17 protein-coding genes are annotated in these 24,223 nt (G+C 64.7%); 4 read left to right on the top strand and 13 right to left on the bottom strand.

Annotated features, from left to right (window positions below; translation table 11 throughout):
• Window positions 1-9: 9 nt before the first annotated feature.
• Window positions 10-3,147, top strand: coding sequence for an MdtB/MuxB family multidrug efflux RND transporter permease subunit (locus AB4Y32_RS24885; protein WP_368723899.1), 3,138 nt, complete (start codon window positions 10-12; stop codon window positions 3,145-3,147).
• A gap of 17 nt (window positions 3,148-3,164) precedes the next feature.
• Entirely contained in the window at window positions 3,165-6,470 is a 3,306-nt protein-coding gene (locus AB4Y32_RS24880) for an efflux RND transporter permease subunit (protein WP_368723898.1), read from the top strand.
• A gap of 119 nt (window positions 6,471-6,589) precedes the next feature.
• On the opposite strand, the gene AB4Y32_RS24875 is transcribed toward AB4Y32_RS24880, so the two are convergent.
• The 3 genes from AB4Y32_RS24875 to AB4Y32_RS24865 all read right to left on the bottom strand — a co-directional run bounded on the left by AB4Y32_RS24875 (window position 6,590) and on the right by AB4Y32_RS24865 (window position 9,257).
• Window positions 6,590-7,054, bottom strand: a complete 465-nt coding sequence (locus AB4Y32_RS24875) for a hypothetical protein (RefSeq protein WP_368723897.1) — start codon at window positions 7,052-7,054, stop codon at window positions 6,590-6,592.
• A gap of 54 nt (window positions 7,055-7,108) precedes the next feature.
• Window positions 7,109-7,672 (bottom strand): redoxin domain-containing protein, encoded by a 564-nt coding sequence (locus tag AB4Y32_RS24870; RefSeq protein WP_368723896.1) that lies wholly within the window; start codon window positions 7,670-7,672, stop codon window positions 7,109-7,111.
• A gap of 229 nt (window positions 7,673-7,901) precedes the next feature.
• Complete coding sequence (locus tag AB4Y32_RS24865; protein WP_368723895.1) at window positions 7,902-9,257, bottom strand: EAL and HDOD domain-containing protein; 1,356 nt, start codon at window positions 9,255-9,257, stop codon at window positions 7,902-7,904.
• A 304-nt stretch (window positions 9,258-9,561) separates the two neighbouring features.
• Between AB4Y32_RS24865 and AB4Y32_RS24860 the strand changes: the two genes are divergently transcribed.
• Together AB4Y32_RS24860 and AB4Y32_RS24855 are read left to right on the top strand one after the other, a co-directional pair.
• Window positions 9,562-11,436, top strand: a complete 1,875-nt coding sequence (locus AB4Y32_RS24860; protein ID WP_368723894.1) for a putative bifunctional diguanylate cyclase/phosphodiesterase — start codon at window positions 9,562-9,564, stop codon at window positions 11,434-11,436.
• An 85-nt stretch (window positions 11,437-11,521) separates the two neighbouring features.
• Window positions 11,522-12,979, top strand: coding sequence for an HDOD domain-containing protein (locus tag AB4Y32_RS24855; protein WP_368723893.1), 1,458 nt, complete (start codon window positions 11,522-11,524; stop codon window positions 12,977-12,979).
• Between the two features lie 102 nt (window positions 12,980-13,081).
• Here AB4Y32_RS24855 and AB4Y32_RS24850 read toward each other — a convergent pair whose 3' ends face one another.
• The 10 genes from AB4Y32_RS24850 to AB4Y32_RS24805 all read right to left on the bottom strand — a co-directional run bounded on the left by AB4Y32_RS24850 (window position 13,082) and on the right by AB4Y32_RS24805 (window position 23,683).
• Entirely contained in the window at window positions 13,082-14,437 is a 1,356-nt protein-coding gene (locus AB4Y32_RS24850; RefSeq protein WP_368723892.1) for an EAL and HDOD domain-containing protein, read from the bottom strand.
• Window positions 14,438-14,777: 340 nt separating this feature from the next.
• Complete coding sequence (locus AB4Y32_RS24845) at window positions 14,778-15,569, bottom strand: ABC transporter substrate-binding protein (protein WP_368723891.1); 792 nt, start codon at window positions 15,567-15,569, stop codon at window positions 14,778-14,780.
• A 177-nt stretch (window positions 15,570-15,746) separates the two neighbouring features.
• Window positions 15,747-15,926 (bottom strand): hypothetical protein, encoded by a 180-nt coding sequence (locus AB4Y32_RS24840; protein WP_368723890.1) that lies wholly within the window; start codon window positions 15,924-15,926, stop codon window positions 15,747-15,749.
• Between the two features lie 127 nt (window positions 15,927-16,053).
• Complete coding sequence (gene astE / locus AB4Y32_RS24835) at window positions 16,054-17,106, bottom strand: succinylglutamate desuccinylase (RefSeq protein ID WP_368723889.1); 1,053 nt, start codon at window positions 17,104-17,106, stop codon at window positions 16,054-16,056.
• Window positions 17,090-18,430 (bottom strand): N-succinylarginine dihydrolase, encoded by a 1,341-nt coding sequence (gene astB / locus AB4Y32_RS24830; RefSeq protein ID WP_368723888.1) that lies wholly within the window; start codon window positions 18,428-18,430, stop codon window positions 17,090-17,092. The genes astE and astB overlap by 17 nt, the downstream gene beginning before the upstream one ends.
• A 9-nt stretch (window positions 18,431-18,439) precedes the next feature.
• Window positions 18,440-19,903 carry a succinylglutamate-semialdehyde dehydrogenase gene (astD, locus tag AB4Y32_RS24825; RefSeq protein WP_368723887.1) on the bottom strand — a complete coding sequence of 488 codons (1,464 nt, stop codon included), beginning with the start codon at window positions 19,901-19,903 and terminating at the stop codon, window positions 18,440-18,442.
• A gap of 19 nt (window positions 19,904-19,922) precedes the next feature.
• Window positions 19,923-20,972 (bottom strand): arginine N-succinyltransferase, encoded by a 1,050-nt coding sequence (gene astA, locus AB4Y32_RS24820; RefSeq protein ID WP_368723886.1) that lies wholly within the window; start codon window positions 20,970-20,972, stop codon window positions 19,923-19,925.
• A complete protein-coding gene (gene aruF, locus AB4Y32_RS24815) occupies window positions 20,969-22,021 on the bottom strand; it encodes an arginine/ornithine succinyltransferase subunit alpha (protein WP_368723885.1) in 1,053 nt (350 codons plus the stop codon). The genes astA and aruF overlap by 4 nt, the downstream gene beginning before the upstream one ends.
• A 39-nt stretch (window positions 22,022-22,060) precedes the next feature.
• Window positions 22,061-23,290 carry an aspartate aminotransferase family protein gene (locus AB4Y32_RS24810; protein WP_368723884.1) on the bottom strand — a complete coding sequence of 410 codons (1,230 nt, stop codon included), beginning with the start codon at window positions 23,288-23,290 and terminating at the stop codon, window positions 22,061-22,063.
• A 93-nt stretch (window positions 23,291-23,383) separates the two neighbouring features.
• Entirely contained in the window at window positions 23,384-23,683 is a 300-nt protein-coding gene (locus AB4Y32_RS24805) for a hypothetical protein (RefSeq protein WP_368723883.1), read from the bottom strand.
• Window positions 23,684-24,223 lie beyond the last annotated feature (540 nt).

Genomic DNA, 24,223 nt, shown 5'->3' with positions numbered 1-24,223 from the left:
GGCTTTCGCATGAATCCATCCCGCGCCTTTATCCTGCGCCCGGTCGGCACCGCCCTTCTGATGGCGGCGATCATGCTGGTCGGGCTCGTCGCACTGCGCTTCCTGCCGCTTTCCGCGCTGCCGGAAGTCGATTACCCGACCATCCAGGTGCAGACGTTCTATCCGGGCGCGAGCCCCGACGTGATGACGTCGTCGGTGACGGCGCCGCTCGAGCGCCAGTTCGGGCAGATGCCGTCGCTGAACCAGATGTCGTCGCAAAGCTCGGCGGGCTCGTCGATCATCACGCTGCAGTTCAGTCTCGACCTGCCCCTCGACATCGCCGAGCAGGAAGTCCAGGCCGCGATCAACGCAGCGGGCAACCTGCTGCCGTCGGACCTGCCCGCGCCTCCCATCTACGCGAAGGTCAATCCCGCCGACGCGCCCATCATCACGCTCGCGATCACGTCGAACTCGATGCCCCTCACGCAGGTGCAGGACATCGCCGATACGCGCCTCGCGCAGAAGATCTCGCAGGTCGCGGGCGTCGGCCTCGTGAGCCTGTCGGGCGGCCAGCGCCCCGCCGTGCGCATCCAGGCGAACCCGCGCGCGCTCGCGTCGTATGGCCTCAATCTCGACGATCTGCGCACGACGATCTCGAACCTCAACGTCAACACCCCGAAGGGCAACTTCGACGGCCCGACGCGCGCGTACACGATCAACGCGAACGACCAGCTGACGGACGCCGACGCGTACAAGAGCGCCGTCGTCGCGTACAAGAACGGCCGCCCCGTGATGCTGACGGACGTCGCGAGCATCGTCTCGGGCGCGGAGAACACGAAGCTCGGCGCGTGGGTGAACAGCACGCCCGCGATCATCCTGAACGTGCAGCGCCAGCCGGGCGCGAACGTGATCCAGACCGTCGACAGCATCAAGAAGCTGCTGCCCACGCTCCAGCAGTCGCTGCCCGCCGCGCTCGACGTGCAGATCGTCACCGACCGCACCACGACGATCCGCGCGTCCGTGCGCGACGTGCAGTTCGAGCTGCTGATGTCGGTCGTGCTGGTCGTGCTGGTGATGTACCTGTTCCTCGCGAACATCTACGCGACGATCATCCCGAGCCTTTCGGTGCCGCTTTCGCTGATCGGCACGCTCGCCGTGATGTACCTGTGCGGCTTCTCGCTCGACAACCTCTCGCTGATGGCGCTAACCATCGCGACAGGCTTCGTCGTCGACGACGCGATCGTCATGATCGAGAACATCGCGCGCTACGTCGAGGAAGGCGACACGCCTCTCGAAGCCGCGCTGAAAGGCTCGAAGCAGATCGGCTTCACGATCATCTCGCTGACGGTCTCGCTGATCGCCGTGCTGATCCCGCTGCTCTTCATGGGCGACGTGGTCGGGCGCCTGTTCCACGAGTTCGCGATCACGCTCGCCGTGACGATCGTGATTTCCGCCGTCGTGTCGCTCACGCTCGTGCCGATGATGTGCGCGAAGCTCTTGCGCCATACGCCGCCCAAGGAAAGCCACCGCTTCGAAGCGAAGGCACACGCGGCGATCGACTGGATCATCGCGCGCTATGCCGTCGCGCTGGAATGGGTGCTGAACCGGCACCGCTCGACGCTCGTCGTCGCCGTGCTCACGCTGGTGCTCACGGGCGTGCTGTATGTGTTCATTCCGAAGGGCTTCTTCCCGGTGCAGGACACGGGCGCGATCCAGGCGATCACGCAGGCGCCGCAGTCGGTGTCGTATGCGTCGATGGCCGAGCGCCAGCAGCAGCTCGCCACCGAGATCCTGAAGAATCCGAACGTCGAGAGCCTGACGTCGTTCATCGGCGTGGACGGCAGCAACATCACGCTGAACAGCGGCCGCATGCTGATCAACCTGAAGCCGCGCGACGACCGGGACGCGACGGCAAGCGAAGTGATCCGCCAGTTGCAGCGCGACACGTCGCACATTCCGGGCGCGACGCTCTACATGCAGCCGGTGCAGGATCTGACCATCGATTCGACGGTGAGCCCGACGCAGTATCAGTTCATGCTGACCGATCCGAACATCGAAGAGTTCGCGACCTGGGTGCCGAAGCTGATGGAGCGCCTGCAACAGTCGCCCGAACTCGTCGACGTGGCCACCGATCTGCAGAACAACGGCCAGTCGGTGTACGTGGAAATCGACCGCGCGTCGGCGGCGCGTTACGGCATCACGCCCGCGACCGTCGACAACGCGCTCTACGACGCGTTCGGCCAGCGCATCATCTCGACGATCTTCACGCAGTCGAACCAGTACCGCGTGATTCTCGAAGCGCAGCCGCAGATGCAGCACTACACGGATTCGCTGAACTCGATCTATCTTCCGTCGTCGACGTCGACGGGCGGTCAGGTGCCGCTCGCGTCCATCGCGAGCTTCCACGAAAAGCCCGCGCCGCTGCTCGTCACGCATCTGAGCCAGTTCCCGGCCACGACGGTGTCGTTCAATCTGGCGCCCGGCGCGTCGCTCGGCGCGGCCGTCAAGGCGATCCAGCAGGCGGAGAAGGACATCGGGCTGCCCGCGTCGTTCCAGACGCGCTTCCAGGGCGCGGCGCTCGCGTTCCAGGCGTCGCTCTCGAACGAACTGTTCCTGATTCTCGCCGCCGTCGTCACGATGTACATCGTGCTCGGCGTGCTGTACGAGAGCTTCGTGCATCCCGTCACGATCCTGTCGACGCTGCCGTCGGCGGGCGTCGGCGCGCTGCTCGCGCTGCTGCTGACGGGCCACGATCTGGACATCATCGGCATCATCGGCATCGTGCTCTTGATCGGCATCGTGAAGAAGAACGCGATCATGATGATCGACTTCGCGCTCGAAGCCGAGCGCGAGCACGGCAAGCCGCCGCGCGAAGCGATCTATCAGGCGTGCCTGCTGCGCTTCCGCCCGATCCTGATGACGACGATGGCGGCGCTGCTCGGCGCGCTGCCGCTGATGCTCGGCACGGGCGCGGGCTCGGAGCTGCGCCGGCCGCTCGGTATCGCGATTGCGGGTGGCCTGATCGTCAGCCAGCTGCTGACGCTCTTCACGACGCCCGTGATCTATCTCGGCTTCGATTCGATTGCGCGGCGCCTGCGCGCGCGCTTTCATCGTGACGGCCATGGCGACGGCTCGACCCGGCCGCCCGTCACCGACGCGGACGTCTGAATGAAGAGGCCGAAACGATGAACCTGTCGCGCCCTTTCATCAAGCGCCCCGTCGCCACGACGCTGCTCGCGATCGGCATCGCGCTGTCTGGCCTGTTCGCGTTCGCAAAGCTGCCCGTCGCGCCGTTGCCGCAAGTCGATTTCCCGACCATCTCGATTCAGGCGAGCCTGCCGGGCGCGAGCCCGGAGACCGTCGCGACGAGCGTGGCGAGTCCGCTCGAACGGCATCTCGGAACGATTGCCGACGTCACCGAAATGACGTCGACGAGTTCCGTCGGCTCGGCGCGCATCACGATGCAGTTCGGCCTGAACCGCAACATCGATGGCGCCGCGCGCGACGTGCAGGCCGCCATCAACGCGGCGCGCGCCGATCTGCCCACGAGCCTCCGGCAAAACCCGACCTACCACAAGGTCAATCCCGCCGACGCGCCCATCCTCATCCTCGCGCTCACGTCGAAGACGATGACGGCGGGCCAGCTATACGACTCGGCCGCGACGGTGCTGCAACAGTCGCTGTCGCAGGTGGACGGCGTCGGCGAAGTGGACGTGAGCGGCTCGGCGAACCCCGCCGTGCGCGTCGAGCTCGAGCCGCAAGCCCTCTTTCACTACGGCATCGGTCTCGAAGACGTGCGCGCGGCACTCGCTTCGGCGAATGCGAACAGCCCGAAGGGCTCGATCGAATTCGGCCCGAACCGCGTGCAGCTCTACACGAACGACCAGGCGAAGCAGGCTTCGCAGTACAAGGACCTCGTGATCGCGTATCGCGACGGCGCGGCCGTGCATCTGTCCGATGTCGCCGAGGTCGTCGATTCCGTCGAAGACCTGCGCAACCTCGGCCTGATGAACAACGAGCGCTCGGTGCTCGTGATCCTGTACCGGCAGCCCGGCGCGAACATCATCGAGACGATCGATCGCGTGAAGGCGATGATTCCGCAGCTGAAGGCGTCGCTGCCCGCCGCCGTCGAAGTCACGCCGACGGCCGACCGTTCGACGACGATCCGCGCGTCGCTGAAGGACACCGAGCACACGCTGATGATCGCCGTCGCGCTCGTCGTGATGGTCGTGTTCCTGTTCCTGCGCAACTGGCGCGCGACGCTGATTCCGAGCGTGGCCGTGCCGATTTCGATCATCGGCACGTTCGCGGCGATGTATCTGCTCGGGTTTTCAATCGACAACCTGTCATTGATGGCGCTCACGATCGCGACGGGCTTCGTCGTCGACGACGCAATCGTGGTGCTGGAAAACATCACGCGCCATATCGAGAGCGGCATGCCGCGCATGAAGGCGGCGTTCGTCGGCGCGCGCGAGGTCGGCTTCACGGTGATGTCGATCAGCATCTCGCTGGTCGCCGTGTTCCTGCCGATCCTGCTGATGGGCGGCATCGTCGGGCGGCTGTTCCGCGAGTTCGCGCTGACGCTGTCGCTCGCAATCGGCGTGTCGCTGATGGTATCGCTGACGCTCACGCCGATGATGTGCTCGCGCCTGCTCTTCGAGCCACATGAAAAGCGCGAAGAAGGCCGTTTCGCGCGCTGGCTCGAACGCGGCTTCGACAGGATGCAGCACGGCTACGCACGCACGCTCGGCTGGTCGCTGCGTCATCCGCTGCTGATCCTGATGGTGCTGTTCATCACGATCGCGCTGAACATCGCGCTCTACATCATCGTGCCGAAGGGCTTTTTCCCGCAGCAGGACACGGGGCGACTGGTCGGCGGCATCCAGGCCGATCAGGCGACCTCGTTCCAGGCGATGAAAGTGAAGTTCTCCGAGATGATGCGCATCGTGCAGGCGAATCCCGCCGTCGACAGCGTGGTCGGCTTCACGGGCGGACGCCAGACGAACTCGGGCTTCATGTTCGTGTCGCTCAAGCCGAAGACTGAGCGCAAGATTTCCGCCGATCAGGTGATCCAGCAGTTGCGCGGGCCGCTGTCGGGCGTCGCGGGCGCGCGCACGTTCCTGCAGGCGGTGCAGGACATACGCGTCGGCGGCCGGCAGTCGAATGCGCAGTATCAGTTCACGCTGCTCTCCGACACCACGGCCGACCTGTACAAATGGGCGCCGCGCCTGACGGAAGCGCTGCAAAAGCGACCCGAACTCACCGACGTCAACTCGGACCAGCAGCAGGCCGGTCTCGAATCGATGGTGACGATCGACCGCGCGACGGCGGCGCGCCTGAACATCAAGCCCGCACAGATCGACAACACGCTGTACGACGCATTCGGCCAGCGCCAGGTCTCGACGATCTACAACCCGCTGAACCAGTATCACGTCGTGATGGAAGTCGCGCCGAAATATTGGCAGAGCCCTGACATGCTGAATCAGGTGTGGGTCAGCACGTCGGGCGGCAGCGCGAGCGGCTCGCAGTCCACCAACGCGACGGCGGGAACGGTCACGTCAGCGACGACGCGTTCGTCGGCGGGCGGTACGGCGGGCACGGCGGCGTCGAGCGCGGCCGCCATCGCCGCCGACTCCGCGCGCAATCTGGCGAACAACTCGATCGCGGCGAGCGGCAAGTCGAGCGCGTCGACGGGCGCGGCCGTGTCGACCTCGAAGGAAACGATGATTCCGCTCTCCGCGATCGCCCGCTTCGGCCCCGGCAACACGCCGCTCGCGGTGAATCACCAGAGCCAGTTCGTCTCGTCGACGATCTCGTTCAACCTGCCGCCCGGCAAGTCGCTCTCGCAGGCCACGCAGATCATCTACCAGACGATGGCCGAGATCGGCATGCCGGCGACAATCCACGGCAGCTTCCAGGGCACCGCGCAAGCGTTCCAGCAATCGATGTCCGACCAGCCGATCCTGATACTCGCGGCGCTCGCGGCCGTCTACATCGTGCTCGGCATCCTGTACGAGAGCTACATTCACCCGCTGACCATTCTGTCGACGCTGCCGTCGGCGGGTGTCGGCGCGCTGCTCGCACTGCTGCTCTTCAACACGGAGTTCAGCATCATCGCGCTGATCGCGGTGATCCTGCTGATCGGCATCGTGAAGAAGAACGCGATCATGATGGTGGACTTCGCAATCGATGCGTCGCGGCAAGGGCTGTCGTCGCGCGATGCGATCGAGCAGGCATGCCTGTTGCGCTTCCGCCCGATCATGATGACGACCTGCGCGGCCCTGCTCGGCGCGCTGCCGCTCGCGTTCGGGCGCGGTGAAGGCGCGGAATTGCGCGCGCCGCTGGGACTTGCGATCGTCGGCGGGCTGATCGTGAGCCAGATGCTCACGCTCTATACGACGCCCGTCGTCTATCTGTATATGGACCGCCTCCGCGTGCGATGGGAAGCGCGGAAGAACAAGGGGGCGCAGGCGGCGGCTTCAGGGAGCTGAACCCGGTCGGTTCGCTGCACGCGGTGGCGTGTGTTGTGATGTGCATTGCCCGTCGCCGGCTTCCGCCAGGCATCATGCGGATGCCTGCGTTCGGCGAAGTACAACCGCGCCACTGCTTCTCAAAGCTTCTGCACCATCGCCAGCAAAAAAATGCGCGTCCACTGACGCGCCTCGCGCTCCGACGTCATCGGCAAGCGCCATTCGGGATGCGCCGCATCCTTCACATCGAGCTTGACCTGCCAGCGCTCGCCGTCGCGCACCGGCTGCGCCTGTCGAAGGTCCGCGAAAATGTATGAGCCGCGCGTGCCGCTCACCTGCACGTCGCAAAGACGCTTGCCCGCCGCGAGCCGCACGTCGCCCCACTCGCCTTTGAGTTCATGCGTCCAGTCGCCGTCGCGGATATTCGCCGCGACTTCCTTGCGGCGACGCCACCACCATGCAAGCGCCGCGAGCAGCAGCGCGACGGCGAGCACCGCGACGCCGACCGCCACGCCCAACCCGAACTGCGCGGACAGCGTGTGAAACGCCTGCACGGCGCCATAGATCAGCGCGGCCAGTAAGAGCAGTCCGACGACTATGGGCATCGCGTATCGTCGATCAGAAATGGAGCGACGCGGACTGCGCGCAACGAAGCAGCATCAAGGCTGCTTGTGGGTCGCGGCCCACTCCTTGAGCGCCTGTATCGTGTTTTCGACGTGCTTGTCGGGCGACAGACTCGTGTATTCGTAGATGATCTTGCCGTCGGGCGCGATCACATACGACACGCGGTTCGCCATCGGCACGTGCATCGGCAGGCCCGCGTCATACGCGTTGATGACCTTCGAATCGGGGTCGGCCGCAACGGGGAATTTGCTGCGGCATTCGCTGACCGAGAACTTCGTCAGCGTGTCGATATTGTCGTGCGACACGCCGATCACGGTCGCGCCATACTTCTTGTACTCGTCGACGGCCTCCGCGAATTCGTGCGCCTCGATCGTGCAGCCCTTCGTGAACGCGGCGGGATAGAAGTACAGGACGACGGGCCCTTTCCTGAGCGCATCGGCGAGTTGGTACTGATAGGTCTTGCCCCCCAGCGACGCCTGCGTCGTGAAGTCCGGCGCATCGTCGCCGGGCTTGAGCGTGGCGGAAGCCGTCAACGCGTACAGCGATAAACTCGCGCACAGCGTAGCCGCCAGCGCGAACGGCACGATCTTCTGCTTCATGTGGAGTCCTCGAATCGTGAGCGCACGATGCCCGTGCGATGCCGCGCGACGCTCGCGCATCAACCATGCGAGCCGTCGCAACCGTAACCTGACCTTCAACATTGGACCACGTTTGGCGAATGCGCGTCGGCGCGCAGCATGAATGCTGCCGGACCGATCATGGACTTCGCAGTCCGCTGACGTCGCGCACCATCACCCGCTAATCCATGAAACGAATGGGATGAGGACTTTAATCCACGAGGTGCGCACCAAACCACGCTGCCGCCGACAGGTTCAACTCGGCGAGCACGGCGGGCGTCAGCGCCGCGAATTCAGCCAGCGATTCCGAGGTCGCAATCGCCGCAATCGCGGCCGCATCCTGCGCTTCGCCTGCCGCTTCCGCGACCCGCAGCAGCGCGCCCATCGGCCCTTCGCGTCCGACGATCGCATCGCGAATGACGGGCGACAGGTCCAGCGGATCGAGCGTCTCATCGGGCGTCGAATCGACGAGCACATGCACCAGCGAAAACACGCCCGTCAGAAACGCTGCATCGGCGAAGCTTTCGTCGTTCGGGCGTATCCGGCGCGCGGCCAGCTCCATGAAGCGTGCACGCGTGCCCGCCAGCTGCACGAGAGGATCGGAGCGCCACGGCAGGTCGCCGCCGCCCGCGTACAACAGCAGTTGTGCCCAGCGCGCGATCTGCCGCGTGCCCGTCGCGATGATCGCTTCGCGCAGCGACGAAATATTGCGTCCGAGCCCGAACGCACTCGAATTGACGAGCCGCAGCAGTTGCATCACCACATTCGGATTGCGCTTCAATTCGTCTTCGAGCTCGACGATGACCGCGTCGCGCGCGAGCAGCGCAAGCAGCCGCAGCAATGACGTGCGCGATGAACGGTTGCGGCGCGTCGACAGCACTTGCGGCCGCGCGAAGAAATAACCCTGGAACAGATGGAAGCCCAACTCGCGGGCGAGCGCGAAGTCTTTGCGCGTTTCGATCTTTTCGGCGATCAGCGTCTTGCCGTGCATACGCAGCGTCCGTGTGAGCGTGCGCAGCTGCGCGCGGTCCGTCTGCAGGAAGTCGATCTTGACGATGTCCGCGTGTGGCAACACGGTGAGCAGATTCGGCGACAGGTCGCACACGTCGTCGAGCGCGATGCGAAAGCCCGCGCGCCGCAGCTCGGCGATGCGCGCAATGAGCCGCGCATCGAACGTGACCGTTTCGAGGATTTCGAGCACGAAGCGCTCGGGCTGCATCAGATGCACGATGTCGTCGAACAGCAGCTTGCGGCCGATGTTCACGTAGCCGAGATGCGTGCCCAGCGCCGACTGCACGCCGATGCCGCCGATCGTGCGCACGACGACCTGTGCAGTCGCTTGCGCATCGTCGGAGACCTCCGCGTAGTTGCGCGCGCTGCCGCGAAAGAGCAGTTCGTATGCATGCAACGCGCCGTTGCGGTCGAGAATCGGCTGACGTCCCACGTAGACGAACTGCGAGGCGGACTGCGAGTCCTCGCCATGCGCTTGCGCAAACGTTTGGAGGCGAGCGGCTTCGTCGTTGTCGTGGGACGGATCGGATATTTTTCCCGGCGGCTTGAATTCCATAGCGAGTTGAGTGGGGATGGCGCGCGCCACCCTTAGGGCAACGCGCGTGCTTCGGGCAAAGCAGGACATCGGACGCGTTAACGGTGCGCGATCGCCGCGACTTTAGCGGAATTCACCGACGCGTGCACGATCGGCCGCCCCTACCACATGTCAAGGCGCTTTTTATGTGCGAGCGCTAAAGATTCCGCCGCGAGGGTCGTTATCCCGTTCTGATGGATGGCCTTACGCCCGCACGGACCCGTCGTGTCGCGGGCATTGCGCGGCCGTCCCGCCTCACGACGAACCCGGGTAGTCAGCGACATACATGGAAGCGACCAGGATCACCCCAGCCCGCCGGGGCTTGCTGCGCACGGCTATCGACCGGTTCCGCGCGGTCCGTCGGCCCGCGCGCTCGCCCGTCGCGCAAAGCCTCGCGGCAGGCCTGGAGCAGGCTGCGGGTGCCGTCGACTTCCTCGCGCACGTCGCACGCAACCTCACGTTCCTGTATGTGTCGGAAGCGAGCCTGCGCTTCATCGGCTACCACCGCGAATACCTGCAGACCGTCACGCTGCACGAACTCGTCGCGCCCGCCGACGTCATGCGTCTCGATGCCGCTTTGCGCCGCGCCGACGAAACGGGCGCCATCGAAAAGGTCACGCTCGATCTGATCAAGTCGCTGACCTACCCCGTGCCTGTCGAACTGCGCATCGTGCGCAACTGTCACGACGGCATCGAAGGCTATGCGATCGCCGGCTTCGACGTATCGAGCTGGCGCACGGCGGAAGCGAACCTCAGGCATCAACTGCATCACGATCATCTGACGGGCCTCGCGACCTTGCCCGCGCTGATCGAGGACATGCGCGACGCACAGCGAAAGGCCGATGCGACGGGCAAGGCGGCCGCGCTGCTGCTGCTCGATCTCGACGATTATCAGCGTGTGAACCGCGCGCTCGGCTACGACGCGGGCGACGAGATGCTGCGCGATACCGCACGGCGCCTGATCAACATGGCGACACAAGGCGAAGTGATCGCGCGCATCTCCAGCGACGAGTTCGCGATCCTGCTGCCGCCCGTGCATGCGCGCGCCGACGCCGCGATCGCCGCCGAAGCGCTGGCGCGGCGTCTGTTGACGGCGATCCAGCAGCCGTACACATTCAACCGTCAGCCCGTGCATCTGTCGGCGAGCGTCGGCATCGCGCTGTATCCCGACTCGCAGCGCACGCCCGACTCGCAGCGCACGCCCGACGCACAGCGCACGCCCGACGCACAGCGCACGCCCGACTCGTCCGACGCCTCGCCGCGCGACAGTCAGCTATTGCGTTGGGCCGATCACGCGCTGCTGCGCGCGAAGGCGGCGGGCGGCAACACGCTCGCTTTCTATATGCACGACGACAGCCCCGCCGACGCCGAGCGCCTGAAGCTCGAATCGGACCTGTACGACGGCGTGCGCAATGGCGAGTTCTCGCTGCACTTCCAGCCCATCACGAGCAGCCAGACACGCGGCGTAGTCGGTGTCGAAGCACTGATCCGCTGGCAGCACCCCGTGCACGGACTCGTGCCGCCGTCGATGTTCATTCCGCTCGCCGAATCGGTCGGCCTCATCAACTACCTCGGCAACTGGGTGCTGAAGGCCGCGTGCATGCAGCTGATCCGCTGGGACGCACAAGGCATCCGGCTGCAATACGTCGCCGTCAACGTGTCGCCGCAACAGTTCCGCGATCCTCGCTTCAAGGAGAGCGTGCGCGAAGCGATTGCGCTGACGGGCATCGATCCGCGCCGCGTCGTGTTCGAGATCACGGAAAGCCTGCTGATGCACGACCCGCAGCACGCGACGACGTTGCTCGAAGAGCTGACGGGCCTCGGCATCCGCTTCGCCGTCGACGACTTCGGCACGGGCTATTCGAGCCTCGCGTACCTGCAACGCTTTCCGCTGGCCAAACTGAAAATCGACCGGAGCTTTGTGGAGAACCTGCTAACCTCGCGCAACGATCAGGCCATCGTCAGCGCTGTCGTGGGCCTTGCGCAGACACTCGATCTGGAGCTCGTCGCCGAAGGTGTCGAGACGGAAGAACAGCGCAATCTGCTCACCGAGATGGGCTGCGATCACATTCAGGGCTGGCTCGTCTGCAAGGCACTGCCCTCGGAAGAACTCGCACAGCGCTTCGAATCGCGCGCGCTACGCGTGCATGGTGAAGCGTGACTCAGATGACGCGCGCTCGCACTGTGCATCGGCCGCGCTTGCGCGTGCCGCTAACTGGAACTTGTATGGCTTTCGTGGGATTCCCATGCTAAAGGCTGCGCTGCTTGACCGGCTCTGGGCTCGCATGAACGAGCGCGGCGATTTTCCGATGCTGCAGCAGTCGCTCCGCACGACGATGGCCGCGATGAACAACGACGATCTCGACTTCAGCGCGCTCGTGCAAATCGTGCTCTCCGACTTCGCGCTGACGCAGAAAGTGCTGCGTCTCGCGAACTCGGCGATGTACATGGCGTTCGGCGGCAACATCACGACCGTCTCGCGCGCGCTGATGGTGCTCGGCATGGACGCCGTCGGCCATCTCGTCGTCGGCCTGAAGATCGTCGATCACTTTCATCACAGCGTGCCCCGTCGCATCGACGCGAAGCTCGAACTGAACCGCACCATGCTCTCGGGCTGCGTCGCGCGCAAGATCACCGAACGCGGCGACCTGCGCCAGGGCGAAGAGGCCATCGTGTGCACGCTGATGCGCCAGGTCGGCAAGCTGCTCGTCGTGTTCTATCTCGATGCCGAGTGGGATCAGATTCGCCGCCAGGTCGATACGGGCATGGGCGAGAACGAAGCGTGCGAGAGCGTGCTCGGCGTGACGTTCGAGGAGATCGGACTCGAAGCGGCGACGCGCTGGCGCCTGCCGGACATGATCCGCGTCGGCATGACGGAATTCGATCCACTGCAGCACGACGAACCGCGCCAGGCGCAATGGCTGCGCGCGATCACGAACTATTCGACGGAAGTCGCGAACGTGCTCACGCAGGCGCATCTGCCCGAGTCGCAACGCGACGTGCGCATCGCCGAACTTGCGCAGCGCTACAGCCGCACGCTCGGCACCGACCCCGAAGTGCTCGTCGACATGAGCCTGACGCTCGCCGAAGAAGAGACCCGAAACGGCGTGATGCGCGAGATCTTCGAATTGCGCGCGAATGCCGATGCGATCGCGCGCGAGTCGCTCGACCCCGAATCGTGCATTCTTGCGGGCGTCGTCGAGCTACAGGCATTGCCGGGCGACAGCGGTCTTGCGCCCGCGCTCGCGATGGCATCGGAGACCGTGCTTGCCGGACTGAACTTCGAACGCACCGTCGTGTTCGTGCGTCAGGGCAACGGCATCTTCAAGGCGACGATGGGCTTCGGCGCGAAGATCGAAGGGGCGTTGCCCAAGCTCAGCTTCGCGACGGCGTTCGAGCCGGACGTGTTTCATCTCGCGATCGCGAACTCGGTCGGCATCTTCATCGAGAACGCACGCGATCCGAAGATGCACGCGCGCTTGCCCGATTGGTACCGCCGCGCATTCGACGACGTGCATTCGTTCGTATTGCTGCCCGTGGTGATGGAAAACAAAACGACGGTCGCCCTGCTCTATGGCGACTGGGCGCGTCACGATATGCCGCGTCGCATCTCGCAGCGGGAAATGGCCGCGCTCAACGACCTCGCGCGAGAACTGGGACGGTTCTTCGCGCACGCGCCGGTGAGTGAAGTGGAAACGCTGTGAAGCACCCTCGAAGACCGCGCTGACCTGCTCAGGCCGGGAGGTCAAGCGCGCGCCTTCTGCCATCGACATGCGCGGCTCATGCGTTCGAGCCGCGCGCCGTGTTCAATCTTCGATCCGCTCGAGCCCCGCCGCATCCGCGCTGCGATCCGCGACGCCCGCCCACGCGGCCGCGACCAGGCCCATTTGTGCGATATCGTGCACGTGCAGGCCTTCGAGCCGCCCGCAGCCGTTTTCGATGTCGGCCCATGCGCCGCGCTCCAGCGCTTCGACCACGGTCAGCAACGTGCCGAGCACGCCTTCGCGCTGGAGAATCGCGTCGCGGATCGGCTTCGACAGCGTGAGCACGTTCAGCGTCTGTTCGAGCGAGCCGCCGAACACCGAATCGACAAACGAGAACACGCCCGTGAGGAACGCCGCATCGGTTTCGTGGCGGCCCGCCTCGGGCAGGCGCTCGACAGCGAGTTCCATGAAGCGCGCGCGCGTGGCGGCGAGTTGCAGCAACGGATCGTCTTCGAGCGCGACCTTGCGGCCGTCCGCGTACAACAGCAGTTGCGTCCAGCGGGCGATGCGGTTGGTGCCCGTCGCATTGATCGCCTCGCGCAGCGTCGTGACCTTGCGCCCCATCGCGAGTCCGCTTGAGTTCGCAAGGCGCATCAGGTGCATCACGAGCACGGGGTTCAGCTTCAGTTCAGCTTCGAGTTGCGCGACTGTCGGCTCGCCGCCGAGCAGTTGCAGCAGGTTCAGCAGCGCATGACGCGGCGCGCTGACCTTGCGCGCGTCCGCGCCCTGTGGATGCGCGAAGTAATAGCCCTGGAAGCGGTCGAAGCCGAGATTGAAGGCTTGCTCGAAAACGGCTTGCGACTCGACGCCGAGCGCGATCAGCAGCTTGCCCGCCGATTTCAGCACGCTCGCGAACTTCGGCAACATCGCCTGCGGGATGCGGTTCATGTCGATCTTCACGGCATCCGCATACGGCAGAAGACGCGCGAACGTTTCGTCGGCCTGCGCAACGTTGTCGAGCACGAAGCGATGGCGGCGAGCGTGCAACTCGACGATGCGTGCGATCAACTGATCGTCGGCTCCAATTTCGGTCGGCAGCTCGAACATGAAGCGCCCGGCGGGAATCTGGCGGAGCGCGTCGTCGAACAGCAGTTCGCGCGTGACCTGCAGATAGCCCGGATGACCGGCGAGCGCGGCGCGCACATCGGCCTGCAAAACGGCGTGAATGATGGCTTTCGTTGCGCTCGCCTGCCCCTTCGACGATGGTTCGTCTGCCGCCGCCGGCTCTTCGCTCGCTTGCGCGACGGGCGGCTGGTGCACCTTGAGTTCGAACGCGCACAACATGTTGTCGCGATTCAGAACAGGCTGACGGGCGATTGAAACGTTTGCCCACTGGTCCTGCGCGATGCCGGGAACGCCCTCTGCCTGGCGTTCGTCAGCGACTGCGTTGGTGGTCATTCCGGTCCCCTGTCGACCAGGACTCGCGTGTCGATGGAAGTGGGCACTTTGGCTCCCGTCCCATGACTACCTGGTCCCATACATGTGGTTGCGGCGAAGCGTGGCGCTTCGTACTCTCATCGCGTTCAGTGTTGTTCTTGAGGTTTCGAGGCGCCCGCTTCCCGAGCGCGGCGCATCGAGCCTTTTCCCCCGCTCGCCGATTTTAGCGCAGCCACAATGGCCCCGGAGCATGGCTACGCGAAAAAGACCATGAAACAAGGGCAAAAAAACAAAACGGCCGCTCGAAGCGGCCGTCGTCGAACAACATCGGCGCGCGTATCCGCAGCCGATGACGCGCGTATTACTTGAGCACGACTTTCACGTCGAAGTATTTTGCGGCTAGGCGGTCGATCGTGCCGTCGGCCTTCAGTTCCTTCAGTGCCTGGTTGACGGCGTCCTTCAGCGCGGTGTCGCCCTTGCGGATGCCGAACCCGACACCCGAGCCGAGCAGCTTTTCATCCGAAACGGGCGGGCCGGCGAATTCGAAGCCCGCGCCCTGCGGTTTCTTGAGGAAGCCCTTCGAGGCCGCTTCCGCGTCCTGGAACGATGCATCGAGACGGCCCGCGACGAGATCGGCGTACACCTGGTCTTGCGTCTGATACGGAATCACGTCGACGCCGGCGGGCGCCCACTTGGCCTTCGCGTAGGTTTCCTGGATCGTGCCTTGCAGCACGCCGACGTGCTTGCCCTTCAGCGATGCGGCCGTCGGCTGCAGGCCGCTGCCCTTCTTCGCGATCATCTGGTTGGGGATCACGTAGATGGGATCGGTGAAGTCGATGGCAGCGCGGCGCTGGTCGGTGATCGACATATCCGAGTTGATCGCGTTGAACTTGCGGGCCTGGAGCGCGGGAATCAGGCCGTCGAACGCGTTCTCGACCCACACGCACTTCGTCTTGAGTCTGGCGCAGACGGCGTTGCCGATGTCGATATCGAAGCCTTGCAGTTCACCCGCCGGCGACTTCGATTCGAACGGCGCATAAGACGCTTCGACGCCGAAGCGGAGTTCCTTGATCTGGGCGGCCGTTGCGTTCACTGCCATCATCGCGCCCGCGAATGCGGCGAGCGCGGCCATTTTTTGCCAACTCATTTTCATCGATGCTTTCCTCAAGAAGTGCTGGTGTGCGGTACGCCCCGCGTTGGGCGTGCGCGTGATCATTGCAACGCCAAAAATACGGTTCAAACGGTTGTGAGGGGCTTGGTGCGGCGCACAAGGCGGTGGATTTTACAGGGTCCTCGTTGTTCATTCCGCGCAGCGGTGTTTTAGTGGTCGCTATGAGGGTTCTTGCTGCGCGCGAATTTGCAAGTTCTTGTCGGAAAGGGGCAATGGAATTGGTGTCTGCCGACGGCTTTTTGTCTGCGACGGCTTTTGTTGTTGTTTCAGCGTGCCGCCGGCATCCGCGATGCGCCTGGCGGCGCGGATGCCGGCGCAGGGCGAAGCAAACGAACGCATCGCGGATGCCCGCGCAGGGCAAGGCACACCAACGCATCGCGGATGCCCGCGCAAGGCCAAAGAAAACGGAAGCATTCGCTGATGCCAGCGGCACGCTAAAAAACCAACAGCGTCGCAGACAACAAACCTACATCAGTACCGAATGCGTCTCATCAGTCGTTTCAACGACCAGCAACCCCGCCCTCAACCCAGGCTTGACGGTCGCATTAGGAAACACGATCCGCTCTTCATCGTGCCGCACGACATACCGATAATCCCCATCCCGCGCGAGCACCGTATCGCGCTCGAACGCGGTGAAATTAGCCACGTCCTTCGCGAACAGCAATTCAAATGCATCGCTCTGCTTGGTGATCTGATCGATCACGGTAAACACGCGCGGCAACGCAAGCGAAGCATCCCCTGCCTCACCCGCAATGAGTTGCCGCACGGCATGATCCGCACCGGCAAACCGCGACAAGTCGTTTTGCCCAAAAGGCCTCACCTTTCCAAGCTCCAGCGTGCAGGCATCCGCGCCACACGACTCGGCCGTGAAATGCGAGTACGTGTTGCCCTTCGTCGTATGCAGCAGCACAGCCGCGATGCGCGCATCGCGCAGCCACTCGAACATCGATCGCGACAGCGGCGCGCCCGTATGCGGCAACAACGCAAACTGCTCGAACACGGATGAGCGAATCGCGGTGTGCATATCGATGTGCCAGCGTGCGCCGGGCGTATTCGATGCATCGGCGAAGAACCGCATCGCGATACGCTCCAGCGCGGCAGCGCGCGGCGCCTCGCGACTCTCGGGCAGTTGTGCATGACGCCCGCTGAAGAGGCGGTTCAGATCGTCGTCGATATAGCGGCACGACTCGCGCATCGCCTGCACGTTGCCGAGGATCACGAGCAGTCGGCACGCGAGCGCAACGCGTCCGTGCGCAATGTCGCGAACCAGAAACGACAGCAACTCGATGGGCGCTGTCTCGTCGCCGTGAACGCCCGCCGATGCAAGCACACTGCGCACCTCGCCGCCCGATGACGCAGCAGGCTCGAACTGCAGCACGCCATCATCGATCCACGACCATCGCACGCCGTTCGCGCACACGCCATCGCGCGCATCGTCGGCCGGCCGCGCGCCCGCGAGCGTGAACGCGAGGAAATCGTCGAGCATCGCCGGCACGGCCGTATCAGCGCTGGAAGTCATACAGCGATCCCAAACCCAGAATCTGCGTCAGTTCGTCGAGCGCAGTGCGCGACTCCGTAAGCAACCGCGGGTCGGCCAGATCCAAGGGCGCGAGGCGATCACGATAGTGCTTCTCGATCCACGCATCGAGCCGCGTGAAAAGACTGTCGTCGATCCACACGCCCGGCGTCACCGCGCCACGCTCGGCATCGTTGAGCACCACACGCAGACGCAGACAAGCGGGGCCGCCGCCGTTCTTCATGCTCTCGCGCAGATCGAACACGAGCACGTCGTCGATAGGCGCCTTGCCCGATGCCAGGTCGTCGAGATAAGCCGCGACACGCGGATTCTCGCGGCACTCCTGCGGCACGACCAGCACCTGGCGGCCGTCGCCGCGCAACAGCAACTGGCTGTTGAACAGATACGACGTCACGGCATCGGCGACGCTCACCTGCGCGTCCGGCACTTCGATCACGTTGAACTCGGCGTTGAGCTTCGAGAGCTTTGCGCGCAGTTCGTCGTACACGGCCTGCTGATCGACGAACGCCAACTGATGACAGAACAGCGTGCGCGCGTTGCCCACTGCGATCACGTCGTTGTGGAACACGCCCGCGTCGATCACGTCGGGCGTCTGTTGCGCGTACACCGTTGCATCGTCGGAAAGGCCATGACGATGGGCAACCGCACGGCTCGCCTCGAAGGTCTGACGCGCGGGGTAACGTTTCGGCTCCTGTCCGCGGCGATATTCGCTGCGGCCATAGACGAAGAACTCGACGCCCTTCGCGCCATACTGCGCACAAAAACGCGTGTGGTTCGCCGCGCCTTCGTCGCCGAGCGCAGGCGTGCCGGGCAGCGCTTCGTGCACGACGAAGCGCGACGGGTCCGCGAAAATCGCGCGCAGCGTGCGGCGCGTCGATTCGTGTTCGATCGCGCGATGCAGCTTGCTCGTCAGGTTCGCGGGCGTGAAGTGCACGCGGCCATCGTGGGTGTCCGCGGACGGGCTGACGGTCGCGGCGTTCGCCGTCCACATCGCCGATGCGGAACTCGCCGCCGCGAGCAATTCGGGCGCATTCTTCGCGACGCGCGCGATCACGCTCGCCTCATCGCCGGAGAAACCCAGCTCGCGCAACAGGCGCATCGACGGACGCTCTTGCGGCGGCAGCACGCCCTGATTGAAACCGAGGTCCGCGAGCTGCTTCATCTTGCGCAGGCCCTGCTTCGCAGCGGCCTTCGGGTTCGCAACTGACTTCTCGTTGGTCTGCGACGCGACGTTGCCGAACGACAGCCCCGCATAGTTGTGGGTCGGTCCGACGAGTCCGTCGAAATTCGCTTCAGTGGCTTGCATCGTCGATCCTTAGAAATGAAGACCCGGCGACACGCTCGCGGGCATTTGCAGTTGCGCGCTTTCGACGGAGGCCATCGGGTACGCGCAGTAATCGGCCGCGTAGTACGCGCTCGGCCGGTTGTTGCCCGAGCGCCCCGTGCCGCCGAACGGCGCCGCCGACGATGCGCCATTGGTCGGCCGGTTCCAGTTCACGATGCCGGCGCGGATCGCGCGCTGAAAGTGCGTCCACAGCGCTTCGTCGTCGGCGAGCAATCCCGCCGAGAGACCGAACTCGGTATCGTTCGCGCCCGCGATCGCTTCGTCGAAGGTGCCATAGCGAACGATCTGCGCGAGCGGGCCGAAGTGCTCTTCGTCGGGCAGGCTCAGCACGTTCGTCACGTCGAGAATCGCGGGCGTCACGAAGCCGAGCTTCGGATCGCGCTGCTCCATCTTCAGGAGCGGTTTCGCGCCGTCGGCGATCAGGCGCGCCTGCGCTTCGACGAGACGCGCCGCCGCGCGCGCCGAGATCACGGCACCCATGTACGGCTGCGGATCGGCGTTGTATTCGCCCACTGCGATGCGCGACGTCACGTCGACAAGGCGCTCGATGAAGCGCTCGCCGAATGCATCGTTCGGCACGAAGACGCGGCGAGCACACGTGCAGCGCTGGCCTGCCGACAGGAACGCCGATTGAATCGTGTGATGCACGGCGGCGTCGATATCGGCGACGGGCGCGACGACGAGCGGATTGTTGCCGCCCATCTCCAGCGCGAGCACGATCTCAGGCCGCCCGCCGAACTGCTTGTGCAGCAGCGTGCCCGTATCCGAGCTGCCCGTGAAGAAGAGGCCGTCGATCTGCCGATGATTCGCAAGCGCGATGCCCGTGTCCTTCTCGCCTTGCACGAGGTTCAGCACGCCAGCGGGCAGACCTGCGTCGCGCCACACTTCGACGGTGACGCGCGCGACGCCCGGCGCGAGTTCCGAAGGCTTGAACACGACGGCATTGCCCGCGATCAGCGCGGGCACGATATGCCCGTTCGGCAGATGCCCAGGAAAGTTATAAGGACCGAACACGGCCACGACGCCATGCGGACGATGACGCAGCACGGCCGTGCCGTCCGCCATCGCGGCGCGCCGTTCGCCCGTGCGCTCGTTGTACGACTGGATCGAGATCTCGACCTTCGCGGCCATCGACGCAGCTTCCGTGCGCGCTTCCCACAGCGGCTTGCCCGTTTCGCGGCCGATCGCCTCGGCGATCGCTTCCTTGCGTTCGTTGATCAATGCAGCGAAGCGGCGCGCGATGGCGATGCGTTCGTCGAGGCTCACGGCCGACCACATCGCGAACGCACGGCGCGCGCTCATCACGGCGCGATCGACATCTTCGGCCGATGCGCTATTGCCTTCCCACACCGTCGCGCCCGTGCCCGGGTTGCGCGATGCGAATGCGTGTCCTGTGCCGGCGATCCATTCGCCGTTGATGAAAAGCTCGCTCATGTCAGTCCTTGTTTCTCTCTCACTTGCGCTCATTGCGTTTCAGGGGCAGCACGCGCACCGGCTCGCCTGCCTTCACGTTCAATGCCGCCGCCTCGTCCGCCGACAGACGGAACACGCCGTCCTCGACGACGCCCGCGGCCACGCCCGTGCGGAAATCGGCAAGCGACGTGTTCGATACGAGCGAGCGCGGGCCGCTTTCCGGCGCGGCTTCTTCATGCGCTTGAACCGCGGCGATTTCGACGGGCACGACGACGCTCTCGCGCACCGTGCGCAAGTCGGCGACGTGACATTCGAGCACGGGGCCTGCATCGAAGATGTCGACGTGATTCTCGTAACGCAGCCCTTCCGCTTCGAGCATCTTGCGCGCGGGCAGCGTATCGCTATGCGTGAGGCCGATCGCTTGCTGCGCTTCCTCGGGCAGAAGTTCGACATACACGGGGAAGCGCGGCATCAGCTCCGCGAGGAACGACTTGCGTCCATGCGAGCTGAGATAGTCCGCCGCGTTGAAGTCGATCTGATAGAAGTGCGAGCCGACCGCGCGCCAGAACGGCGACGTGCCGTCCGCGTCGAAATGGCCGCGCAGCTCCGCGCAGATGCGCTGCGGGAAGCGGTCGCGAAACTGCGCGATGAACATGAAGCGCGAGCGCGACAGCAAGCCGCCCACGCCATGCGCGCGATAACGCGGGCTCAGGAACAGCGAGCACACTTCCGCGTAACCCGTCAGGTCGTGCGAGATGTTGAGCGCGCGCATGCGCGTCCAGATGCCGAGATCCTGCGACGCATGCACGACCGTGCTCACGCGATAGTTGTAGAACGGCTGCTCGAGTCCCACGGCCGTTTCGATCCCGCAGACGCCGGCAATGTCCTTCGTCTGCGAATCTTCCATCACGAAGAAGTAGCCCTTCTCGTGCGACGCGGCCTTGTCCTCGATCGTGCGGCGCGCACGCGCGATGCGCGCGGCGAGCGCATCGCGATCCGGCTTGAAGGTCGTGAGACCGGGCCCCGTCTCCTGAGCGAGCGCGACGAGCGCGTCCACATCGCCCGTCTGCACGACGCGAACGACGATCATTGTGCTTCTCCCGTAGTGTGTTTCTGTTCCTGCTGATGCAGCGGCACGCAACGCACGGCCTCGCCGTCCTGCACGCCGAGCGCATGACGCGCGGCCGCCGGCAGCGGCGCGCCTTCGTCCTTGTGCGCGGGCAGATCGGCGAGCACGCAGCGGAACTCGCCGGGCCTGTTGCTCGCGATCAGATACGTCGCGCCCCGCTGCGCCGATGCCTCGCGCACCATGCGCGGCTCGTTGCGCGCGACGCATGTGCTGCGATCGACCTGTGCGGTGAGCACCGGGCCCGCATCGAAGATATCGACGTAGCGGTCCGTCTCGAAGCCCTCTTCCATGTGGATGTCGTACGCGAGCAGTGCCTTTTCGTCGGGCTCGCCGAGCACGCGCTGCGCGGCTTCGGGTAAGAGCGGCACATAGATCGGGTAGCTCGGCATCACTTCCGCGATGAACGTGCTGCTGCGTCCGCCCGACTGCACTTCGATGTCCGCGAAATTGCGGCCGAAGAACTTGCGGCCGACGGCCTCCCAGAACGGCGACACGCCCGCGTCGTCCGTCACGCCGAGCAGCAGCGAGAACACCTCGGACGTAAAGCGCTTGCGGTTCGCGGCGATGTACATCATGCGCGCGCGCGACATCAGATGGGCGGCGGCATCGCCGCGCATCGCGGGGTCGATGTAGAAGCCCGCGAGACGGCTCTTGCCCGTCAGTTCGTGCGACATCGTCAGCGCGTGAATCTTGCGGTTCACGTGCAGCTCGCGCGACGCATGAATGAGGGCATCGTTGCGGAACACGTAGAACGGTTCCGAGTAGCCGGCCGCCGCGACGATGCTCGCCGTGCCGTGCAGCTTGCCCGTCTCGCTGTCCTCCAGCACGAAGAGATAGAACTCCTCGCCCGGAAAATCGACTTCCGCGCGAAATGAGTCTTCCGACAACGCGACGCGCGCCTCCAGCGCGCGCCGGTCGTGCGGCAGCGAGTGCAGCACGGGCTGCGCGTTGCGCGCCATCTGTTGCAAGGCGTCGAGATCGGCCAGGCGGCCAGGGCGGACGAAGAGCATCGTGGTCTCGTGTAATGAAGCTTTAATGTGGCTCGACGATTACTTGGCCAGTGCCGCAGCGCCGACGACTTCCTCGATCGCCTTTTCGAAGCGCGCGAGACCTTCGTTCATGTCGTCGAGCGGAATGATCAGCGACGGCGCAAAACGCAGCACATCGGGGCCCGCCATCAGCATGATCACGCCGTGATTGCCCGCTGCCGTCACGAAGTCTTTCGCGCGACCCTTGTAGGCGTCCGTAAGTTCGGCGCCGATCAGGAGGCCCTTGCCGCGCACGTCGCTGAAAATGCCGAAGCGTTCGTTGATCTTCGCGAGCGTCGCCTTTAGCGCTTCGCTGCGGGCACGCACGCCTTCGAGCAGCTTCGGGTCGCTGACGAGATCGACCACCTTGAGCGCGATCGCCGTCGCGAGCGGATTGCCGCCATATGTCGTGCCGTGCACGCCGACCTTGAAGTGCGCGGCGAGTTCTTTCGTGGTCAGCATCGCGCCGATCGGGAAGCCGTTGCCGAGCGCCTTGGCCGTCGTCAGGACGTCGGGCGTCACGCCCGTGTCCTCGTACGCGTAGAAGAAGCCAGTGCGGCCCACGCCTGTTTGCACTTCATCGAAGATCAGCAGCGCATTGTGCTGGTCGCACGCTTCGCGCAGCGCCTTCAGGAACGCGGGATCGGCGGGAATCACGCCGCCTTCGCCCTGCAACGGCTCGACGATCACGGCACACGTCTTCGGGCCGATGGCCGCGCGCGCCGCATCGATGTCGTTGTACGGCAGATGCCGGATGCCTGCGGGCACGGGGCCGAAGCCTTCCGAATACTTGGGCTGGCCGCCGACGCTCACTGTGAAGAACGTGCGGCCATGAAACGACTGTGTGAACGAGATGATTTCGTCCTTCTCCGCGCCGAAGCGCTCGAACGCAACGCGGCGCGCGAGTTTCAGCGCGGCTTCGTTGGCTTCCGCGCCCGAGTTCGCGAAGAACGCGCGGTCGGCGAAGGTCAGTTCTTCGAGACGCCTGGCCAGACGCAGCACGGGCTCGTTCGTGTAACCGTTACCGATGTGCCACAGCTTCGCACCCTGATCGTGCAGAACCTTCAGCAGTTCCGGATGTGCGTGGCCCAGCGCCGTCACGGCGATGCCGCCCGCGAAGTCGATGTAGTCCTTGCCTTGCGTGTCCCACACACGGGAACCGACGCCGCGGTCCGGCACGAAAGACGCGGGCGCGAATACGGGGACCATGACTTCGTCGAAGGTCTGGCGGGTTACGTTCTGGTCGTTCATGGCGGGTCCTTGGGGCTCGTTCACAGTAATGGTCCTAGTTTAGGTGACGTGGCGCGAGGCGTCTTGCGTGGAAGCGACGGGTTCTTTTTAATGTCAGCGACGCATTGGTTTTTTGCCCTTATCGCGGGCCTCCGCGAATGCGTTGGTCTGCTTTGCCCTTCGCCGGCATTCGCGATGCGTTCGTTTGGTTTGCCCTGCGCGGGCATCGGCGATGCGTTCGTTTGGTTTGCCCTTCGCCGGCATCCGCGATGCGTTCGTTTGCTTCGCCCTGCGCGGGCATCCGCGATGCGTTCGTTTGCTTCGCCCTTCGCGGGCATCCGCGATGCGTTCGTTTGCTTCGCCCTTATCGCGGGCATCCGCGGACGGTTGGTCTGCTTTGCCCTTCGCGGGCATCCGCGTATGCGCCTCGCGGCGCGGACGTTGCCCCTGTGCGGGGCGGCACCTACTCTTCTTTGCCGCGGCAAAGAAGAGTAGGCAGAAAAAAGCCGCTCACACCACCAGTGCTTGACCCTTACCCACGGGCTCTCAACGTCCCCATGCTTCACACGGCAGCTTACCTGCTCATGTTCGTTGCCAGCGCGCTGCCTGAGCGCCTCACCTGCTTCCTGCACCTGCGTTACGGCCCGCGACATCGAATATCCCCGGCCCCTTTGCGGCAAACTGTGTGTAGGCATTCGCACCGCACAGGAAACCCTCGCGACGCGATGCGGCGACAAGTGCGGGCGTTGCCCTGTACGACACAGCAACCCACATTCACTACCGACATGCGGCGCTGGAACAGCGATATCCTCGGCCGTGCCACACGCGCATGAAGCGGGTGAGGCGTTTAGCGAGAACATTGGCAACGAACTCAAGCCAGCACACTGCCGCAAGAAATGCGGGGACGTTGAGGGCCCGTGGGTAAACGTCAAGCACTGGCGGTGTTAGCCCGCT

Origin of the sequence: Paraburkholderia phymatum, from assembly GCF_040965635.1 — a bacterium.
Taxonomy (GTDB): Bacteria; Pseudomonadota; Gammaproteobacteria; order Burkholderiales; family Burkholderiaceae; genus Paraburkholderia; species Paraburkholderia phymatum_B.
The sequence above is the reverse complement of the archived record's forward strand: the minus strand, read 5'-3'. Positions and strand labels throughout refer to the sequence as shown.